Raw genomic sequence first — 19118 nt, forward strand, 5'->3', positions numbered from 1 at the left:
TGCCTGACGGTGTGCGGCGCATCTCGCCACCACACACTTCTATCAAAAAGAGAGCTGGTGGCGCTCATCCACATTGAACTTCAATGGCTTTCGTGCCAATGAACCAATATGGCTGCGCGCTACCAGCTATGTTTTTTGCAGATTTCTTGCACCAGCAGGGCGCGGTGTGCGCCCAGCAATCCGCTATCAGTGCTTGATCACGTCCGCGCCAAACCACTTCTTGGCGATCTCTTCGGCCTTGCCGTCCTTCTTCATCTCGCCCAGCACGTCGTTGATCTTGTTGCGGGTGGCCTCGTCGTCCTTGCGGAAGCCCACGCCGTAGTCTTCCGTGCCAAAGTCGTCTGCCAGCACCACATAGTTGTCAGGCTTCTTGTTGACCAGGTAGCGTCCTACCACCTCGTCCACCACCACCACATCCAGGCGACCGGCTTCCACGTCCATCAGCGCAGCAATGTTGTCGCCAAACAGCTTGGTTTCCTTGAACTTGGACGACAGATCCTTGTCCTTTTCCATCGCCGTCACGGCGCTGGAGCCTTCCTGGGCGCCCACCACCTTGCCGGCCATGTCGGCCTTGGTCTTGATGGGCGAGCCAGCCTTCACGATGATGATCTGCTTGTTGACCATGTACGGATCGGTGAACAGGATCTTTTCCTTGCGCTCTTCCAGAATCGTCAGGCCGTTCCACAGCGCATCCACGCGCTTGCCCAGCAACTCGGCTTCCTTGGCGTTCCAGTCGATGGGCTTGAATTCCACTTCGATGCCTGCGCGCTTGGCCGCTTCGCGGGCCATGTCGATGTCAAAACCCACGATTTCGTTCTTCTCGTCACGGAAACCCATGGGCGGGAAGTTGTCGTCCAGGCCCACCACCAGCTTGGAAGCCACAGCAGCGACCGGTGCAGGCGCTGGTGCCGGCGTTTCTGCCGCAGGCTTGGGAGCTTCATTCTTGCTGCAAGCGGCAAGCAGGGCAGACAGCGCCAGGGTGGCAACGAAGGAACGTTTTTTCATGGTGTCCAACAACGCAAAGAGAAAGACAAAATAAGAGCACCTGGCTTGTTCGGGACAAGATACCAAGTGCGGGCGAAGCGGGTATTGTCTCCGATCACACGAATTTCGTGTCGCCTTTATGGAAAACTCTGCCGGGCTAGTCGGACGTCGGCAAGCCGCTACGATGGCGACCCTGGCTGGCACAGGCTGGCCCCTGCCGTGATTTTCAATGGAATATGCCGCCATCGCTTACCCTGCAAGCGCTGGCAGCTATCAAACTATGACCACCCTCTCGCCCGCACTGCGCAAGGCCTTTGAAGAAACCCAGTACCACGTACTGCACCAGGCGCCCTTTGGCTTGCAGGTAGGCCAGGCCCAGCCTGCGCTCGCGGCCATCTACCTGCAGCACCAGACCGATTGCGCGTGCCTGATCACCGCCTTCAACCCGATGGGCGAATTGCTGGACAAGGACGAAAACATCGAGCGCCATGCCCAACTGGGCCGCGCCCTGGGCGCCGCCGGCTACGCGGCACTGCCCACTGTGGCCCAGCACCCTGCCAACGGCTGGCCCGCCGAGCCGGGCTTTCTCGTCATCGGCATGGGCCGCGAGGACGCCCAGCGCTGGGCCGCCGAATGGGAACAGCTGGCGGTGCTGTGGACCGCAGCCGATACCGTACCCCAGTTGCTGGAAACCCAGGTGCCGGGCTGGTTGCGCTGACCGCCAGAATCGGCCCGGCTGAAGGGCGTGAACGCGGTTCTCGATAGTGCCCCCCGCCCCTTGCCTGCTTGACTCGCCTCCATGAAAGGAAATCACATGCTGTTGATTGTTGGTACCGTCCGCCTGCCTGCCGCCAACCTGGAGCGCGCCAGACCTGCGATGCAGGCGATGGTGCAGGCCTCGCGTGCCGAAGCCGGGTGCCTGGAGTACAGCTATGGCGAAGATGTGCTGGAGCCGGGCTTGATCCATGTGAAGGAGTTGTGGAGTGACCAGGCCGCGCTGGATGCACATTTCGCATCCAGCCACATCCAGGCCTGGCGCGCCGCATGGCCTGCGCTGGAGATTGGTGACAGAAACCTGCGCGCCTATGATGTGGGATCGCCGCGCAGCACCTGATGCGCGGCTTGCAATGTGCGGCTTGCCCTCCACCCTTGCGGGAAAGTATTGACGATGCCTGACTTCAACAACTGGCTGGCCTTTGGCCTCATCTCACTGGGCATGGTGCTGACACCAGGGCCCAACATGGTCTACCTGATCTCGCGCTCCATCTGCCAGGGGCGCACCGCAGGCCTGATCTCCCTGGGCGGTGTGGCACTGGGCTTCGTGTTCTACATGGTGTGCGCGGCTCTGGGCATCACCGCCATCGTGATGGCCATCCCATTTGCCTATGATGCGCTGCGCATTGGTGGTGCTCTGTATTTGCTGTATCTGGCGTGGCAAGCCGTCAAACCCGGGGGACGCTCGCCGTTCGAAGTGCGGCAACTGCCGCAGGACAGCCCGCGAAAACTGTTTGCCATGGGCTTTCTCACCAACCTGCTCAATCCCAAGATCGCTGTGATGTACCTGTCGCTGCTGCCCCAGTTCATCAGCCCCGTGAATGGCAGCGTCTTTTCGCAGTCGATGGTGTTGGGTTTCACCCAGATTGTGATCAGCGTCAGCGTGAATGCCGCCATTGCAATGCTGGCAGGCTCCATCGCCGTGTTTCTGGCGCAGCGCCCCAGCTGGATACAGATTCAGCGCTGGTTGATGGGCACCGTGCTGGCAGGCCTTGCCCTGCGCATGCTGACCGAGGCGCGCAAGTAGCCCGGCAGCAGCCGGTCGGCCTCGGCGTGCTGCAGGCAACAGGCGCTGCGCCTGCGCTGTTGCCCTTGTGGGTATTTACAGTTGCTGCAGCGACTGCACGGCCTGCGTCAGCAGCGCTGCCTTGGCGCGCGAGCGCTCGTTGGCCGCTCCACCGTAGCCCCGCTTGCTGCCTGTCAGCATGCGGGTGTGGGCCACCTGCTTGACATATTTGGTACGCGCGCGGTCGCGCAGGTTGCGCGCTTTTTGCAGCAGACGGCGGCGCTCCTTGACCGGCAATGCACCAACCTGTTGCTCGGCCTGGCTCAACTGGAAAAGCGACAGCTCCTGCTTGTCGAGAATCTGGTGCGGTTCATAGGCAGTCGGCATGGCATTCCTTTCAAAGATTCCAATGGGTCACGAGGTTCGAGTGGGTCGAATGGGTCGAATGGATCGCTGTAGCGGCCCAAGCCGCCACCTCTGAAGCTATCCTGCCATTATTTATAGAGCCGTCCTATCAATCGCCACGTCAGACAACGCCGTCCTTGTGCCAGCGCAGCAAAACTGCAAACTGCTCCGCCCGATGGTGACGCCTGTGCAGGTCAGCCGCGCAATTGCTCCGCGTGGTGGCGCACATGGTCTTCGATGAAGGTCTGGATGAAGTAGTAGCCGTGGTCGTAGCCCGCATGGCGGCGCAGCGTGAGCGGCTGGCCCGCCTTGGCGCAGGCAGCCTCGAAGGCTTCGGGCAGGAGCTGCTTTTCGAGCAGAAACTTGTCGGCCAGCCCCTGGTCGATCAGGATGCCTGCCGGGTATGGCGCCTGCAACTGCGCGGCCATCAGCTCGGTGGCGTCATGCTGCGCCCACACTGCCTTGTTGTCGCCCAGGTAGCCAGAAAAGGCTTTCTGACCCCAAGGGCAGTGAATGGGGTTGGCAATGGGTGCAAAGGCCGATACCGATTTGAACACCCCGGGGTGGCGCAGCGCCAGAGTCAGCGCGCCATGGCCGCCCATGCTGTGACCAAAAATGCCCAGGCGCTGCAGATCGACGGGCAGCCTGGCGTCCACCAGCGGCAGCAGGTCATGGAGGATGTAGCTTTCCATGCGCCAGTGCAGCGCCCAGGGCTTGGCCGTGGCATCGAGGTAGAAACCGGCCCCCACGCCAAAATCCCAGCTCTCCGATTCGCCCTGCAGGCCCGCCCCGCGTGGGCTGGTGTCACACGTCAGCAGAGCCACATTCAGCTCGGCCGCCAGGCGCTGCGCGGCAGCCTTGATCATGAAGGTCTCTTCGGTGCAGGTGAGCCCTGCCAGGTACAGCAGCACAGGCACCTTTTCACCCTCGATTGCCTTGGGCGGCAGATAGACGGAGAACTTCATCGCCAAGCCCGTTTCGCTGGAGAAATGCTCGTAGAAGCGTTGCGCACCTCCAAAAGAGGCGTGGGCAGCAGTGAGCTTGAGGGTAGAGGCGGCGTCAACCATGGAAATCCTTTTCAATTCACTGCGTCGTCTTGCCAGGGCGGGCCGCAGGCATGCCTGCCTGTTGTGCTGCCGCGCGCAGTTTGTCTTTCTTGCTCATGCGCTTGCCCTTGATGCCGCCGTTGTTTCCGTCTTCCTGCGGCTGGGGCGTGGGCTCGGGCTCAGTCACCGGATAGGCGGGCAACTGCTCCAGCTCCACAGCAAGCGCATTGCGTTTGGCAATCAGCTTCCAGTGCGCCAGGCTTGCGGGCGTGACCAGGCTGATGGCCAGGCCGCTCAGCCCTGCACGGCCAGTACGGCCGATGCGGTGTGTGTAATCGGTCGGCGAGCGCGGCAGGTCGTAGTTGACGACCAGCGGCAGCGCATTGACATGGATGCCGCGCGCCGCCAGATCGGTGGTGATCAGCACCTGCCACTGGCTGCTGCGAAACTCCTGCAGCACCTGCTGGCGTGCCCCCTGGCTCAGCTCGCCATGGAAGGCCGTGGCGTTGATGCCCCGGTCGTACAGTTTGTTGGCCACGTGCTCCGCGCTGTAGCGGCTGGCCACGAACACCAGCATGCGCTGGCCCTTGTACTGCTCGATCAGATCGCGCAGCACCGGCGTGCGCTTGGCGGCATCCACGTACAGCGCGCGCTGCTCAATGGTGGCGTCTTCCAGGTGGGTGGATGCGATCTCGACACGCGCATGGCCGTCGCGCAGCAGCTGGGGCACCAGGGCCTGTACGGCTGGGGCAAACGTGGCCGACAGCAGCAGGGTCTGGCGCTGCGCCTTGGCAGGCACCAGGGCCAGCACACGGTTCAACTCGTCAGCAAAGCCCAGGTCCATCAGGCGATCGGCCTCGTCCAGCACCAGGGTGCGAATGGTGTCCAGCCGCAGTTTGCTGTGATCCACCACATCCAGCAGACGCCCGGGGGTGGCAATCACCATGTCCACGCCCCCGCGCAGGGCCAGCAGTTGCGGATTGATGGATACACCGCCCGTGAGTACTGCCACCTTGGGGCGGCGGCCCAGTGCCTCGCCCACAAAATAGACCAGTTCGGCCACCTGCGTGGCCAGCTCGCGCGTGGGCACCAGAACCAGTGCCTGGGTTTCGCGCGCCCCGGGCCTGTCGCACGCGTCGCTCAGCATCCAGGCCTGCAACAGCGGCAGCACATAGGCGGCGGTCTTGCCCGAGCCTGTGGGCGCGCAGGCCAGCAGGTCACCCCCGTCCAGAATGGCGGGGATGGCTTGCTGCTGGATGGCCGTGGGCGCAATCAGCCCCTGCGATTGGGCGGCATGGGCGAGCGATGGCGCAAGGCCAAGTGTGGAGAAGGACATGGAGACAAGGGCGCGGCGGCTGCCGCAATAAAGCATTCAGCCCGCCATTGTCGGGCCTGCGGGCCGATTGCGTGCGGCGAGGTTTTATTCGACGTAATTGACGACCGAGCGGATCGACTTGCCTTCATGCATCAGGTCGAACGCCTCGTTGATCTGCGCCAGGCCCATGGTGTGGGTGACAAACGGTGCCAGCTGGATCTTGCCCGCCATCGCGTCTTCCACCATGCCAGGCAGTTGCGAGCGGCCCTTGACACCGCCAAAAGCCGTGCCCATCCACTTGCGGCCGGTCACCAGCTGGAACGGGCGGGTCGAAATCTCCTGCCCGCTGCCTGCCACGCCGATGATGATGCTCTGGCCCCAGCCACGGTGCGCGCATTCGAGCGCGGCCCGCATGACGTGGACGTTGCCAATGCATTCAAAGCTGTGGTCCACGCCCCAGCCGGTCATCTCGACGATCACCTGCTGGATTGGCTTGTCATGGTCCTTGGGGTTGACGCAATCGGTGGCGCCAAAGGTGCGGGCCAGCTCGAACTTGCCGGGGTTGGTATCGACGGCAATGATGCGACCGGCCTTGGCCAGCTTGGCGCCCTGGATCACCGCAAGGCCAATGCCACCCAGGCCAAACACGGCCACGGTATCGCCTTCCTGCACCTTGGCGGTGTTCTTGACAGCGCCCAGGCCTGTGGTTACGCCGCAGCCCAGCAGGCAGACCTGCTCGGGGTTGGCATCGGGGTTGATCTTGGCCAGCGACACGGCAGCCACCACCGTGTACTCGCTGAACGTGGAGCAGCCCATGTAGTGGTAGATGGGCTCGCCGTTGTACGAGAAGCGCGTGGTGCCGTCGGGCATCACGCCCTTGCCCTGGGTAGCGCGCACGGCGGTGCACAAATTGGTCTTGCCGCTCTTGCAGAACAGGCATTCACCGCATTCGGCGGTGTAGAGCGGAATCACATGGTCACCAGGCTTGACGCTGGTCACGCCCTCGCCCACTTCCACCACAATGCCTGCGCCTTCATGGCCCAGCACGGCGGGGAAGATGCCTTCGGGATCATCGCCACTCAGCGTGAAGGCATCGGTGTGGCACACGCCAGTATGGGTGATCTTGACCAGCACCTCACCCGCCTGGGGCGGCGCGACGTCGATCTCGACGATCTGCAGGGGCTCTCCGGCTTTGAAGGCAACAGCGGCGCGGGATTTCATGGGTGGACTCCTTGTAGGTCAAACGATTTATGACAGATATTCATGACACGGACGATGCCCAAGTTGCGAGACAGCGAGGAAGGGCCTACGCCGGCCGCGCCGCCCCACACCGAGGCTGTCGTTCCCCTGCCTGCATGGCATCGCCACGCAAGGGTAGCGGGAAGGCGCACAGCGCCACAGGGGGGATATTCATTTCAGGTACGAGCGCAGCAGCGCCAGCATCTCCTCGATATCGGCCTGCGACGGCGCCGGTTGCCTGGCCATGGTCTCGCGCAGATGGCTATCGAGCAGATCGGCCATCAGCCCGTGCACGGCTCCGCGCATCGCAGCCAGCTGCTGCAGGATGGGCGCGCAGTCGGTGCCTGCCTCCACCGCGCGCGCCAGCGCATCGGCCTGTCCACGAATGCGGTTCAGGCGCGTGATGGCACGGCGTTTGTCTTCGGCAGAATGAGGCATGGTGCAGATTTTACATATACTGGTAGATAGTATAAAAGATCAGCGCACAGCCAGTAAACGCAAAACGCACAAAATTCACCGTTACTCAGGGGGAGTACACTACCAACCAGTCTCACCGCTTACCAGTTGCCAACAAAAAAGCCGCACACCTTCCGGTATGCGGCTTGGTTTTACAGCTGTGGATCAACAAGGCAAACGGTCAGGTTGCCTTTTCACGAGACCCCAAAGGGCGACCGGGAAGGCCACCCCACCCTATCAACGTGGCAGGTCGCTTTCTCCCATCAGGAACTCATCCACCGCGCGCGCTGCCTGGCGGCCTTCGCGCAAGGCAACCGGTCAGGTTGCCTTTTCACGAAACCCCAAAGGGCGACCGGGAAGGCCTCCCCGCCCTGTCAACGTGGCAGGTCGCTTTCTCCCATCAAGAACTCATCCACCGCGCGCGCTGCCTGGCGGCCTTCGCGCAAGGCAACCGGTCAGGTTGCCTTTTCACGAAACCCCAAAAGGGCGACCGGGAAGGCCTCCCCGCCCTGTCAACGTGGCAGGTCGCTTTCTCCCATCAGGAACTCATCCACCGCGCGCGCTGCCTGGCGGCCTTCGCGGATCGCCCAGACCACCAGCGACTGTCCCCGGCGCATGTCGCCAGCGGCAAACACCTTGCTCACATTGGTGGCGTAGCCTCCGGTGAAATCGGTCGTTGCCTTGGCGTTGCCGCGTGCGTCCTTGTCCACACCAAAGGCGTCGAGCACGCTGGCGACCGGATTCACAAAGCCCATGGCCAGCAGCACCAGGTCAGCAGGCCATTCTTTTTCAGTACCCTTGACTTCAGTCAACTTGCCGTCCTTGAACTCGACCTGCACGGTGGTCAGGCTCTTGACCTTGCCCTTGTCGCCGTTGAACGACTTGGTGGAGATGGCGAACTCGCGCACCGCCCCTTCTTCGTGGCTGGAGCTGGTGCGCAGCTTGATCGGCCAGTAGGGCCAGACCAGCGGCTTGTTTTCCTCTTCGGGCGGCATGGGCATCACCTCGAACTGGGTGACGCTCTTGGCGCCGTGGCGGTTGCTGGTGCCCACGCAGTCGCTGCCGGTGTCGCCGCCACCGATCACGATAACGTGCTTGCCATCGGCTCGCAGCTGGCCCTTGAGCTTGTCGCCCGCATTGATCTTGTTCTGCTGGGGCAAAAACTCCATCGCAAAGTGGATGCCGTCCAGATCGCGGCCCGTCACGGGCAGATCGCGCGACTGCTCGGAGCCGCCGGTCAGCAGCACGGCGTCGAACTCGGCCTTGAGCTGCTCGGGCGAGACGGTTTCCTTGGCCCAGTTGGTGACCTTGCTGTCCTTGCCCAGGCCGTCCTTGCCCGCCACCAGCACACCGGTGCGGATGGTGACGCCTTCGGCCTCCAGCTGCTTGGCGCGGCGGTCGATATGGCTCTTGTCGAGCTTGAAGTCAGGAATGCCGTAACGCAGCAGGCCGCCGATGCGGTCGTTCTTTTCGAACAGGGTCACATCGTGGCCCACGCGAGCCAGCTGTTGCGCCGCCGCCATGCCGGCCGGGCCGGAGCCAATCACGGCCACCTTCTTGCCGGTCTTGGCGCTGGCCGGGCGGGGCAGCACCCAGCCTTCTTCCCAGGCACGGTCGATGATGGCGTGCTCGATGGACTTGATGCCCACCGGGTCGTTGTTGATGTTGAGCACGCAGGCGGCTTCGCACGGCGCAGGGCAGATGCGGCCCGTGAACTCGGGGAAGTTGTTGGTCGAGTCGAGCACGTGGAAGGCTGCTGCCCAATCCGCGCGGTACACCAGATCGTTGAAATCCGGAATGATGTTGTTGACCGGGCAGCCGTTGTTGCAGAACGGGGTGCCGCAGTCCATGCAACGGGCGCCTTGCTGCTTGGCCTGCTGCGAGTTCAGGCCGACAACGAATTCCTTGTAATGCTTGACGCGCTCTTCAACGGGCGCATAGCCCTCGTCGATGCGCACAAATTCCATAAAGCCAGTGACTTTTCCCATGATCGGATCTCTTGCTTGGCTACCGCCTGCGCCATGTGGGCAGGCGGCAATCGTGGTCTATTAGGTCTTTTGAAAAGGGTGGTGGACGTCAGCGGCCGCGCCATTGGTACAGCGCAGCCGTTATGCATCACTTTGCCGCTGCGTCTGCACTCTTCTTGGCGGAGGTCTTGGCCTTGGTCAGCTGCGCCTTGGCTTCTGCCTTGGCATACATCTCGCCCAAAGCGCGCTTGTACTCGGTCGGGAAGACCTTGACGAACTTGGCGCGCGAAGCCTCCCAGTGGTCGAGCAGTTCGCGGGCGCGCTTGCTGCCCGTCCAGCGCAGGTGGTCGGCCAGCAGTTGCTTGAGCTGGGCTTCGTCGGTCTGTCCATGGTGCCAGACGGCCTTGTCGATGGAGGCCTCCTGCTCCGCCTGCGGCAGCACCTTGTCCAGCGCCACCATCGCGGTGTTGCAGCGGCTGGCAAACTGGCCGTCTTCGTCATAGACGTAGGCCACGCCACCACTCATGCCCGCCGCAAAGTTGCGGCCGGTCTTGCCCAGCACCAGCACGGTGCCGCCGGTCATGTATTCGCAGCCATGGTCGCCCGTGCCTTCCACCACCGCCGTTGCACCCGACAGGCGCACGGCAAAGCGCTCACCGGCCACGCCGCTGAAGAAGGCTTCGCCCGTGGTTGCGCCGTACATCACGGTGTTGCCGACGATGATGTTCTGGTGCGCATCGCCACGGAAATCGAGGCTGGGGCGCACCACCACACGGCCGCCGGACAGGCCCTTGCCGGTGTAGTCGTTGGCATCGCCAATCAGGTACAGGGTGATGCCGTTGCAGAGGAACGCGCCAAACGACTGCCCGCCTGTGCCTTCCACGCGGATGTGGATGGTGTCGTCCGGCAGGCCTTCGGGGTGCACCTTGGTGACCGCGCCCGAGAGCATGGCGCCCACGGTACGGTTGACGTTGCGCACGGTCTCCAGAATCTTCACGCGCTCGCCCTTGTCGATGGCGGGGCGCGATTTCTCGATCAGGATGTTGTCGAAGGCTTTTTCCAGGCCGTGTTCCTGCTCTTGCGTGTGGAACAGCGGCACATCGGCACCCACCTCGGCACGCGCCAGCAGGCGGCTGAAATCCAGACCCTTGGCCTTCCAGTGGGTGATACCAGCCTTCATGTCGAGCAGGTCGGCGCGGCCGATCAGGTCGTCGAACCTGGCGATGCCCAGCTGGGCCATGATCTGGCGCGCTTCTTCTGCAATGAAGAAGAAGAAGTTCACCACGTGCTCGGGCTTGCCGCTGAATTTCTTGCGCAGCTCGGGGTCTTGCGTGGCAACGCCCACCGGGCAGGTGTTGAGGTGGCACTTGCGCATCATGATGCAGCCTTCCACCACCAGCGGCGCCGTGGCAAAGCCGAACTCATCGGCACCCAGCAACGCACCGATCACCACGTCGCGGCCGGTCTTCATCTGGCCGTCGGCCTGCACGCGGATGCGGCTGCGCAGGCCGTTGAGCACCAGGGTCTGCTGGGTTTCGGCCAGGCCGATTTCCCATGGCGAGCCCGCATGCTTGATGGAGGACCAGGGCGATGCGCCCGTGCCGCCATCGTGGCCGGCAATCACCACGTGATCGGCCTTGCACTTGGCCACGCCTGCGGCAATCGTGCCCACGCCGACTTCGGACACCAGCTTGACGCTGATCGACGAATGCGTGGCGACGTTCTTGAGGTCGTGAATGAGCTGTGCCAGGTCTTCGATCGAATAGATGTCATGGTGCGGCGGTGGCGAGATCAGGCCCACGCCGGGCACCGAGTAGCGCTGCTTGCCGATGTATTCGGACACCTTGCCGCCAGGCAGCTGGCCGCCTTCACCGGGCTTGGCGCCCTGGGCCATCTTGATCTGGATCTGGTCAGCCGACGCCAGGTACTCCGCCGTCACACCAAAGCGGCCCGATGCCACCTGCTTGATCTTGGAGCGCAGGCTGTCGCCTTCCTGCAGGACGTAGTCGGACTCGATCTGATCCTTGCCGATGACCGATGCCAGGCTCTCGCCCTTCTTGATCGGGATGCCCTTGAGCTCATTGCGGTAGCGTGCGGGGTCTTCGCCGCCTTCGCCGGTGTTGCTCTTGCCGCCGATGCGGTTCATCGCCACTGCCAGGGTCACATGGGCTTCGGTGCTGATCGAGCCCAGCGACATGGCGCCGGTGGCAAAGCGCTTGACGATCTCGGCCGCCGACTCGACCTGCTCGACCGGAATGGCCCGGGCCGGATCGATCTTGAACTCGAACAGGCCGCGCAAGGTCATGTGGCGCTTGCTCTGATCGTTGATGAGCTGCGCGTATTCCTTGTAGGTGTTGAAGCTGTTCGAGCGCGCCGAGTGCTGCAGCTTGGCAATCGCATCGGGGCTCCACATGTGCTCTTCGCCACGGGCGCGCCAGGCGTATTCGCCGCCGGTATCCAGCATGGTGGCCAGCACCGGGTCATCGCCAAACGCAGCCTTGTGGCGGCGGATGGCCTCTTCGCCGATCTCGAACACGCCCAGGCCTTCCACGCGGCTGGAGGTGCCGGTGAAGTACTTGTCGATGGTCTCGCTGTTGATGCCGACGGCCTCGAACAGCTGCGCACCGCAGTAGGACATGTAGGTGGACACGCCCATCTTGGACATGATCTTGGACAAGCCCTTGCCGATGGCCTTGATGTAGTTGTAGATCGCCTTGTCTGCCGACAGGTCACCGGGCAGGTGCTTGTGGATCGAGGTGATGGTCTCCAGCGCCAGGTAGGGGTGCACGGCTTCGGCACCGTAGCCGGCCAGCACGCCGAAGTGGTGCACTTCGCGGGCGGTGCCGGTCTCCACCACCAGGCCGCACGCAGTGCGCAGGCCTTCGCGGATCAGGTGCTGGTGAATAGCCGAGAGCGCCAGCAGTGCCTGGATGGCCACGCGGTTCTTGCTGACTCCCTTGTCGCTGATGATCAGGATGTTGTGGCCAGTCTTGATGGCGTCCACAGCCTGCGCGCACAGCGAGGCCAGGCGCGCTTCCACGCCTTCGCTGCCCCACTCGAGCGGATAGGTGATGTCGAGCACCGCCGAATTGAACTTGCCGGCCGTGTGCTCGCGGATGTTGCGCAGCTTGACCATGTCGGCAAAATCGAGCACCGGCTGCGTCACTTCCAGGCGCAGCGGCGGGTTGACCTGGTTGATGTCCAGCAGGTTGGGCTTGGGGCCGATGAAGGACACCAGGCTCATCACGATCGCTTCACGGATCGGGTCGATCGGCGGGTTGGTCACCTGCGCGAACATCTGGCGGAAGTAGTTGTAGAGCGGCTTGTTCTTGTCAGACAGCACGGCCAGCGGGCTGTCGTTGCCCATGGAGCCGATGCCCTCTTCGCCGTTGGCAGCCATGGGGCTCATCAGGAACTTGATGTCTTCCTGCGTGTAGCCAAAGGCCTGCTGCAGATCCAGCAGCTCGGGCGAATCCTGCTCGTCGGCAATGGCGCCGAACTCCTGCGAGGCCTGGGCCTGCTGGTCGATCTGCGACTCGCCTGCCACGGGAGTTTCCACATCATCCAGGCGGATGCGCAGGTCTTCGATCCAGCGCATGTAGGGCTTGGCGTTCGTCAGCGACGACTTGACTTCCTCGTCGTCAATCAGACGGCCTTGATCCAAGTCAATCAAAAACATCTTGCCCGGCTGCAGGCGCCACTTCTTGACGATCTTGTGCTCTGGCACGGGCAGCACGCCCGATTCGGAACCCATGATCACGAAATCGTCGTCGGTCACGCAGTAGCGCGCGGGGCGCAGGCCATTGCGGTCCAGCGTGGCGCCGATCTGGCGGCCGTCGGTGAACACGATGGAGGCCGGGCCGTCCCAAGGCTCGATCATCGAGGCGTGGTACTCGTAGAACGCGCGGCGGCGCTCGTCCATGGTGGTGTGCTGCTCCCAGGGCTCGGGAATCATCATCATCACCGCCTGTGCCAGCGGGTAACCTGCCATGGTCAGCAGTTCCAGGCAGTTGTCGAAGGTGGCGGTGTCGGACTGGTGCGCAAAGCTGATCGGGTAGAGCTTTTGCAGATCGTTGCCCAGCACGGGCGAGCTCATCACGCCTTCACGGGCGCGCATCCAGTTGTAGTTGCCCTTGACGGTGTTGATTTCACCGTTGTGCGCCACATAGCGGTAAGGGTGGGCCAGCGGCCACTCGGGGAAGGTGTTGGTGGAGAAGCGCTGGTGTACCAGACCCAGCGCCGATACACAACGCTCGTCTTCCAGGTCGCGGAAGTAGGTGCCCACCTGGTCGGCCAGCAGCAGGCCCTTGTAGATGACGGTGCGGCTGCTCATGCTGGGCACGTAGTACTCTTTGCTGTACTTGAGCTGCAGGTTCTGGATGGCGGCGCTGGCCGTCTTGCGGATCACGTACAGCTTGCGCTCCAGCGCGTCCTGCACGATCACATCGGCGCCACGGCCAATGAACACCTGGCGGATGATCGGCTCTTTCTCGCGCACCGTGGGCGACATCGGCATGTCGCGGTTGACCGGCACATCGCGCCAGCCCAGCAGCACCTGGCCTTCGGCCTTGATCGCGCGCTCCAGCTCTTCTTCGCAGGCCAGGCGCGAGGCATGTTCCTTGGGCAGGAATACCATACCCACGCCATATTCGCCAAAAGGCGGCAGGGTCACGCCCTGGGCGGCCATTTCATCACGGTAGAGCGCATCCGGCAACTGGATCAGAATGCCCGCGCCGTCGCCCATCAGCTTGTCTGCACCGACTGCGCCGCGGTGGTCGAGGTTTTCGAGAATCTTGAGGGCCTGGGTCACGATGGCATGGCTCTTGTGGCCCTTGATGTGTGCCACAAAGCCAACGCCGCAGGCGTCGTGTTCCATTGTCGGGTCGTACAGACCCTGAGCTTGCATGTGCTCGCGTGCAGATGCCACCATGGCGCAATCCTTCAAATAATCTATCGCGGGAAGGCCAATGTAGAGCAGCAGCTAATACCCGAGCAAGAACTTTATTCAGGGTCAGATACCTATTTATTTGACATTGAATTTTCAATAATTAAATTAGGGTCATATTAAATTCAATAAAAAAGATGTTGATTTATATGGATTTCATGAATTTATTCGGCCTTGACCGGCTGCAGGCGTGGTCGCCCCGCACTCTTTTTGTGCAAACGCCGCTCGGTCGTGGACTGGAGCTGCTGCACAAAAGCGTCGCCCCCCAGTGCCCAGCCGCCATTGACGGCCGCCTCCAGAGCCTTGGATTCCCGTTGCGACAAGCCTTGCGCCAGCAAGCGCGCGTATTCCGCCTCGCGCGCAAACGGGGTATTGCCCAAGGCCCAGAAGGCAGCGGGGTCGCGCAACCACGGGATGTTTTTTGCACCTAAATGGTGCGCGCAGCTGGACCAAGGGTAATCTGCAGCCTGCACCGCCTGCCCTGCCCGCTGGGCACAGGCGTCAATGTAGATGATGCATTGCAGCAACGGTGCCGCTGGCTCCACCACGGTGGAGCGATAGCGCCCTTCCCACAAAGTGCCGGTGCGCACATGCCGTGCGTTGAAGTAGCGCACATAGGCCCGGCCCAGCGCCTGCATCAACTGCGGCAGGCCTTGCTCGGTCTGCGGAGTAACCAGCAGTTGGAAATGATCGGGCATCAGCACAAAGGCATGCACCGCGACCAGATGCGTCTGCGCCAGTTGCTGCAGCAGCTCGACAAAAGTCTGGTAATCGTCCGCGTCCACAAACACCGTTTGCCGGTTGTTGCCCCGGTGCAGCACATGATGTGGCAGGTTGGGAATGGTGAGACGGGGAAGGCGGGCCATGGGGGTCAATCAATGCGTGGTCGATGCGGGATCTGGCATGGAGATTATCCGTGCCTGCGCCCAGCGGATGCAAAAACAACCCGCCGCGCCGCTTCGCGCCTCCAACCAGCCAGCAGCTACCAGCTGGTGATGCCCAGCACCAGCAGCAGTGCAAGGCAGGTGCCCGCCAGCCCCAGTGCCAGCAGACGCGGGCCGTGCAGCTTGGTCCACAGCAGAAAGCCAGTGAGCGACAAGGCGATCAGCGCGCCCGCCAGGGTGTCGGTGAGCAAAATCCAGGCCACGCTGGCGCCCGCGCCGGTGTGCAACCGAACCAGCTTGCCCAGAAAATTCGGATCGGTGCGCTCCACGCTGACGGAGCGGTTGCCCACCCAGTACTCTGCATTGACCACGGCGCGCGGCGTGTTGAACGCGATTTGCCAATGCTCTGGCTGCGTAGCCCCGGGCCAGGGCGCGGGACCTGCGGGCTCCACCTTCTTGCGGTGCGGCTCGCGGTTGAGGGCCATCGATTGCTTCAGGTACGCCGCCAGTTCATCGACCGTGGCGGGCGGTGGAGACGGCAGCTCCAGCTGCCATTGGGTTTTGGCGTAGCTGGTTCCCGGCACCTTCATGGTGGCGCGGTGGTTCAGGAAAAAGCCGGTCAGTCCAAACAGCAGGCCCATCACTGCGCCCCACACCCCCAGCCATGCGTGGGTGCGCCGCAACCATTTCAGTACCGCTGGGCGGTGCCAGCGCCGCGGCACAAAGAGATGGCCGCCCGCTGGCTGCGGGCGCTTGCCAGATGGCGCTGGAGCTTGCTGAAAACCAAGTCGCGCGCTGTGCTGCGGTTGGCCGCTTGCGGGGGGAGTCATGGAGCGCAGATGGTTCAGAAACGGTAACGAGCGACCAGTTGCACCGAGCGCGGCGCGCCGGGCAGGTTGAGGTTGGGGCTGGAGCCGTGGCCTGCCACGATGTAGCGGCGATCAAAGATATTGTTCAGCTTCAACTGCAGATCCACACCGTTCATGCGGTAGTACCCCATGGCGTCCACCGTGGTGTAGCCCGGCAAGGTGACGGTATTGCCCGGGTTGGCAAAGCGCGCACCCACATAGTTCACGCCGCCGCCAATGCCAAAGCCGTTGCCCAGCGCCTTGGTCAGCCAGATGTTGGCGCTGTGCCGGGGCGTGAGCGTGGGCCGCTTGCCTTCCACGGGCTGGCCCGCATCCTTGGCAGGCGACGAGGTCATTTCCCCCAGCAGATAGGCGTAACCCGACCAGATCTGCAAGCCATAGGGCAGGTTGCCCGCCAGACTCAGCTCCAGCCCGTTGGTGCGTTGCACGCCCAGCGGAACCACCTTGTTCGTCACCGCATCCACGCTTTTGATATTGGTGCGCTCCACCTGGAACAGCGCCGCAGTCGCCGTTGCCTTGCCTTCCAGCACATCCCACTTCACGCCCACCTCCTTGCTGGTGGTCATCTCGGGCGCCAACTGGGCATTGGTAGCTGCCAGCGCAAAGGTCTCACCAGACGGCTGGAACGATTTGCTGTACGAGGCGTAGTACGACAGCGCGGCGCTGGGCTGGTACACCACACCCAGCCGCGGGCTCCAGGCCACATCGGTGCGCGCCAGATCGGTGTTGGCTGGCAGCAGGTCGTCGGTCTCCTGGCGGAAGCGGTCGTACCGCACGCCCGCCAGCAGCTTCCACTGCGGCGCCAGGCTCACCAGGTCTTGCACATAGGCGCTGGCCACATTGAACACGCTGTTGTTGTTGGCGCCAGGTGCTGCCGTCAACTGCGGCGGCACCACGGGCAGCACCGGCTTGAACAGGTCGATGGTGCCCGGCACCGCCTGGCTGATGTTGAGCAGCGCCTTCTTCTGCCGCCCCAGCTCCAGCCCGTACAGCATCTGGTGCTGCATGCCCGCCAGCTGCAGCTTCTGCGTGAGTTCCGTCTGGTTGAAAAAGCCGTGCTCGCCCCGCTCCACATGGCCCCGGGTCAGTGTTGCGGTTTGCGCCGCCTCGTTCACCGAGCCGACCAGCGTGTTGCTGCGGTCCAGCGAATAGTCGTAGTAGCGCAGCGCATTGCGCAGGCTCAGGCTGTCGTTGAACCGGTGGTTGAAGGTGGCGGAGAACGAGCTGACCTCGCTGGTACTCACATCTGCCTGCCGCGCATTGGCTGCGCCATAGTAGGTGCCTGGCGATACGTTCACGGGCCGGCCCTGGTAGGCGGGCACGCCAAAGTCGGTGATGCGGCTGTCCTTGAGGTAATCGGCCTGCAGCAGCAGATTCGTGTCGGCGCTGAATTTGAACAGCACCGAGCCTGCCAGCGCCTTGCGATCGAGAAACTGCGGATCACGGTAGCTGTCGGCGCGCTCCAGTGCGCCCGTCAGGCGGTAGGACACCACGCTGTCCGCAGGGGCGCGCGCAATGTCGAACTCCCCCCGGCGCTGCTTCCAGCTGCCCAGGGTCAAGCCCACTTCGTTCAGGTTGGCGCCCGGCTTTTTGGTGATGCGGTTGATGAGCCCGCCCGATGATCCGCGCCCATACAGCACCGATGCCGGGCCCTTGAGCACTTCCACCTGCTCGATGTTCGACAGATCCCGAAAGTACAGCGCGTCATCGCGCATCCCATCGACAAACTGGTCCGCAATCGCCGAAAAGCCCCGGATGGTGACCTGGTCGCGCTGCCCGTCGCCGTGCGACATGCCAATGCCGGGCACGGCCTTGAGCACATCCTGCATGGATTGCGCCGCCTGGTCGCGCATCAGGGTCTGTGGCACCACGTTCACGGTCTGCGGAATATCACGCAAAGGCGCTTCGATCTTGGTGGCGCTGGTGGCGGTGACTGCGTCGTAGCGCGCTTCGGCTTCTGCACTGCCCTGCACGCGCACCTCTTCGAGCGTGGTTTCGGCAGCAGGTGCGGTGGATGAAGCAGGTGCAGCAGGTGCCGACTGTGCCTGCACGCAAGTGGAAAACAGGGCCGCAGCTGTTGCAGCCCAGGGTTTGAGGGGGTGAGCCATTTCGATTCCTGTTATGGGTTGGCACGAATCTGGTCTGGCTGCAGGGGGCGGGAAGCCCGGCTTGTCTTGCTACTACCGAGAAAGCCCGCACATATTAATGAGAAATGATTCCCATTTGTGAAGAGCTGATGAATTTGTATAAACACAACCATGGCAAGCCCGGCGCGGCATGGCTCTGGCACGTAGACTCAATCACCGTTTGCACTCTTATCGCTATTATTTTTGAATATCTAGTGCGCTCCTGTAGAGCGCCAGCGGGCGTTTTTCATTCAAAACCACCGCCCAGCACAATCAGCGCCGCACCGCTCCCGCCCGCGTCGCACCGGATCCAGCCCGGTAGCCCAGCAGCGCCGACACGCGCCCAGCCGCCTGAAGCAGCTGTGGCAGCAACTCCTGGCGCATGATCTCGGGCGTGGTGCGGTTGGCCTGGCCGCTGATGTTCATCGCAGCAACCACCTTGCCTGCTGCATTGCGGATGGGGGCTGCGACCGAGGTCAGGCCCTCCTCCAGCTCCTGGTTCAGCAGGCACCAGCCCTGCACGCGTACCTGGCCAATCTGTGCCAGCAGCGCATCGTCGTCCTGCACCGTCAAGCGGGTGAACTGGCTGCGGTCGCGTGTTTCAAGCAAATGCTGCAGCTCGTGCGCGGGCAGTTCGGCCAGCAGCACGCGTCCCAGCGACGTCCAGAACGCAGGCAGGCGCGAGCCGATGCCCAGGTTGGTGCTCATGATCTTGTGGGTATGCACGCGCATCACGTACACCACGTCCTGCCCGTCCAGCACCGCGATGGAGCAGGATTCATGCACCTGCTCCACCAGCGCGTCCATCACCGGCTGGGCGCTGTGCCACATCGGCATGGATGTCAGGTAGGCAAAGCCGAGATCGAGAATTTTCGGCGTCAGCTCGAATGCCCGGCCTTCCATGCGCACGTAGCCCAGGGTGTGCAGCGTCAGCAGGATGCGGCGTGCGCCCGCGCGGGTCAGGCCCGTGGCGTCCGCCACCTCCGTGAGCGTCTGGCGCGGCGCGGCAGCACCAAAGCTGCGGATCACTTCCAGCCCGCGCGCAAAGGATTGCACGTAGCTGTCACTGGGGCGGAGGGTCTGGTCGTCGTCTTTCATAGCG

The 19118-nt window shown here is 63.0% G+C and carries 15 protein-coding genes; 3 read left to right on the top strand and 12 right to left on the bottom strand.

Going from position 1 to position 19118, the window contains the following annotated elements; translation table 11 throughout:
- Positions 1 to 186 precede the first annotated feature (186 nt).
- Positions 187 to 1005, bottom strand: coding sequence for an amino acid ABC transporter substrate-binding protein (locus tag LAD35_RS17415; protein WP_224150218.1), 819 nt, complete (start codon positions 1003 to 1005; stop codon positions 187 to 189).
- Positions 1006 to 1264: 259 nt separating this feature from the next.
- Between LAD35_RS17415 and LAD35_RS17420 the strand changes: the two genes are divergently transcribed.
- The 3 genes from LAD35_RS17420 to LAD35_RS17430 all read left to right on the top strand — a co-directional run bounded on the left by LAD35_RS17420 (position 1265) and on the right by LAD35_RS17430 (position 2785).
- Complete coding sequence (locus tag LAD35_RS17420) at positions 1265 to 1702, top strand: DUF3293 domain-containing protein (protein ID WP_224150219.1); 438 nt, start codon at positions 1265 to 1267, stop codon at positions 1700 to 1702.
- Positions 1703 to 1798: 96 nt separating this feature from the next.
- Complete coding sequence (locus LAD35_RS17425) at positions 1799 to 2098, top strand: putative quinol monooxygenase (protein ID WP_224150220.1); 300 nt, start codon at positions 1799 to 1801, stop codon at positions 2096 to 2098.
- Positions 2099 to 2152: 54 nt separating this feature from the next.
- Positions 2153 to 2785 (top strand): LysE family translocator, encoded by a 633-nt coding sequence (locus tag LAD35_RS17430; protein WP_224150221.1) that lies wholly within the window; start codon positions 2153 to 2155, stop codon positions 2783 to 2785.
- A 75-nt stretch (positions 2786 to 2860) separates the two neighbouring features.
- On the opposite strand, the gene LAD35_RS17435 is transcribed toward LAD35_RS17430, so the two are convergent.
- The 11 genes from LAD35_RS17435 to LAD35_RS17485 all read right to left on the bottom strand — a co-directional run bounded on the left by LAD35_RS17435 (position 2861) and on the right by LAD35_RS17485 (position 19114).
- Positions 2861 to 3151: a hypothetical protein gene (locus LAD35_RS17435; RefSeq protein WP_224150222.1), complete on the bottom strand. Its 291-nt coding sequence runs from the start codon at positions 3149 to 3151 to the stop codon at positions 2861 to 2863.
- 212 nt (positions 3152 to 3363) lie between these two features.
- Positions 3364 to 4236: an S-formylglutathione hydrolase gene (gene fghA / locus LAD35_RS17440; RefSeq protein ID WP_224150223.1), complete on the bottom strand. Its 873-nt coding sequence runs from the start codon at positions 4234 to 4236 to the stop codon at positions 3364 to 3366.
- A 16-nt stretch (positions 4237 to 4252) separates the two neighbouring features.
- A complete protein-coding gene (locus LAD35_RS17445) occupies positions 4253 to 5551 on the bottom strand; it encodes a DEAD/DEAH box helicase (RefSeq protein WP_224150224.1) in 1299 nt (432 codons plus the stop codon).
- 84 nt (positions 5552 to 5635) lie between these two features.
- Complete coding sequence (locus LAD35_RS17450; RefSeq protein WP_224150225.1) at positions 5636 to 6751, bottom strand: S-(hydroxymethyl)glutathione dehydrogenase/class III alcohol dehydrogenase; 1116 nt, start codon at positions 6749 to 6751, stop codon at positions 5636 to 5638.
- Between the two features lie 189 nt (positions 6752 to 6940).
- On the bottom strand, positions 6941 to 7207 hold the full coding sequence (locus LAD35_RS17455) for a metal/formaldehyde-sensitive transcriptional repressor (RefSeq protein ID WP_224150226.1): 267 nt from the start codon (positions 7205 to 7207) through the stop codon (positions 6941 to 6943).
- Positions 7208 to 7737: 530 nt separating this feature from the next.
- Positions 7738 to 9213: a glutamate synthase subunit beta gene (locus LAD35_RS17460; RefSeq protein ID WP_224150227.1), complete on the bottom strand. Its 1476-nt coding sequence runs from the start codon at positions 9211 to 9213 to the stop codon at positions 7738 to 7740.
- A gap of 127 nt (positions 9214 to 9340) precedes the next feature.
- A complete protein-coding gene (locus LAD35_RS17465; protein ID WP_224150228.1) occupies positions 9341 to 14122 on the bottom strand; it encodes a glutamate synthase-related protein in 4782 nt (1593 codons plus the stop codon).
- 179 nt (positions 14123 to 14301) lie between these two features.
- Positions 14302 to 15003 (bottom strand): transposase, encoded by a 702-nt coding sequence (locus LAD35_RS17470; protein WP_224150229.1) that lies wholly within the window; start codon positions 15001 to 15003, stop codon positions 14302 to 14304.
- A gap of 116 nt (positions 15004 to 15119) precedes the next feature.
- Complete coding sequence (locus tag LAD35_RS17475; protein ID WP_224150230.1) at positions 15120 to 15851, bottom strand: PepSY-associated TM helix domain-containing protein; 732 nt, start codon at positions 15849 to 15851, stop codon at positions 15120 to 15122.
- A gap of 14 nt (positions 15852 to 15865) precedes the next feature.
- Positions 15866 to 17998, bottom strand: a complete 2133-nt coding sequence (locus tag LAD35_RS17480) for a TonB-dependent receptor (protein WP_224150231.1) — start codon at positions 17996 to 17998, stop codon at positions 15866 to 15868.
- A gap of 291 nt (positions 17999 to 18289) precedes the next feature.
- Entirely contained in the window at positions 18290 to 19114 is an 825-nt protein-coding gene (locus LAD35_RS17485; RefSeq protein WP_224150232.1) for an IclR family transcriptional regulator domain-containing protein, read from the bottom strand.
- Positions 19115 to 19118: the final 4 nt, after the last annotated feature.

Origin of the sequence: Comamonas odontotermitis (genome assembly GCF_020080045.1) — a bacterium.
GTDB classification, from domain to species: domain Bacteria; phylum Pseudomonadota; class Gammaproteobacteria; order Burkholderiales; family Burkholderiaceae_C; genus Comamonas; species Comamonas odontotermitis.

Coding starts and splice junctions, on each gene's coding strand:
- LAD35_RS17480 (WP_224150231.1), bottom strand. CDS start 17,998: ATGGCTCACCCCCTCAAACCCTGGGCTGCAACAGCTGCGGCCCTGTTT.
- LAD35_RS17445 (WP_224150224.1), bottom strand. CDS start 5,551: ATGTCCTTCTCCACACTTGGCCTTGCGCCATCGCTCGCCCATGCCGCC.
- LAD35_RS17460 (WP_224150227.1), bottom strand. CDS start 9,213: ATGGGAAAAGTCACTGGCTTTATGGAATTTGTGCGCATCGACGAGGGC.
- LAD35_RS17470 (WP_224150229.1), bottom strand. CDS start 15,003: ATGGCCCGCCTTCCCCGTCTCACCATTCCCAACCTGCCACATCATGTG.
- LAD35_RS17420 (WP_224150219.1), top strand. CDS start 1,265: ATGACCACCCTCTCGCCCGCACTGCGCAAGGCCTTTGAAGAAACCCAG.
- LAD35_RS17435 (WP_224150222.1), bottom strand. CDS start 3,151: ATGCCGACTGCCTATGAACCGCACCAGATTCTCGACAAGCAGGAGCTG.
- LAD35_RS17455 (WP_224150226.1), bottom strand. CDS start 7,207: ATGCCTCATTCTGCCGAAGACAAACGCCGTGCCATCACGCGCCTGAAC.
- LAD35_RS17465 (WP_224150228.1), bottom strand. CDS start 14,122: ATGGTGGCATCTGCACGCGAGCACATGCAAGCTCAGGGTCTGTACGAC.
- LAD35_RS17425 (WP_224150220.1), top strand. CDS start 1,799: ATGCTGTTGATTGTTGGTACCGTCCGCCTGCCTGCCGCCAACCTGGAG.
- fghA (WP_224150223.1), bottom strand. CDS start 4,236: ATGGTTGACGCCGCCTCTACCCTCAAGCTCACTGCTGCCCACGCCTCT.
- LAD35_RS17450 (WP_224150225.1), bottom strand. CDS start 6,751: ATGAAATCCCGCGCCGCTGTTGCCTTCAAAGCCGGAGAGCCCCTGCAG.
- LAD35_RS17485 (WP_224150232.1), bottom strand. CDS start 19,114: ATGAAAGACGACGACCAGACCCTCCGCCCCAGTGACAGCTACGTGCAA.
- LAD35_RS17430 (WP_224150221.1), top strand. CDS start 2,153: ATGCCTGACTTCAACAACTGGCTGGCCTTTGGCCTCATCTCACTGGGC.
- LAD35_RS17475 (WP_224150230.1), bottom strand. CDS start 15,851: ATGACTCCCCCCGCAAGCGGCCAACCGCAGCACAGCGCGCGACTTGGT.
- LAD35_RS17415 (WP_224150218.1), bottom strand. CDS start 1,005: ATGAAAAAACGTTCCTTCGTTGCCACCCTGGCGCTGTCTGCCCTGCTT.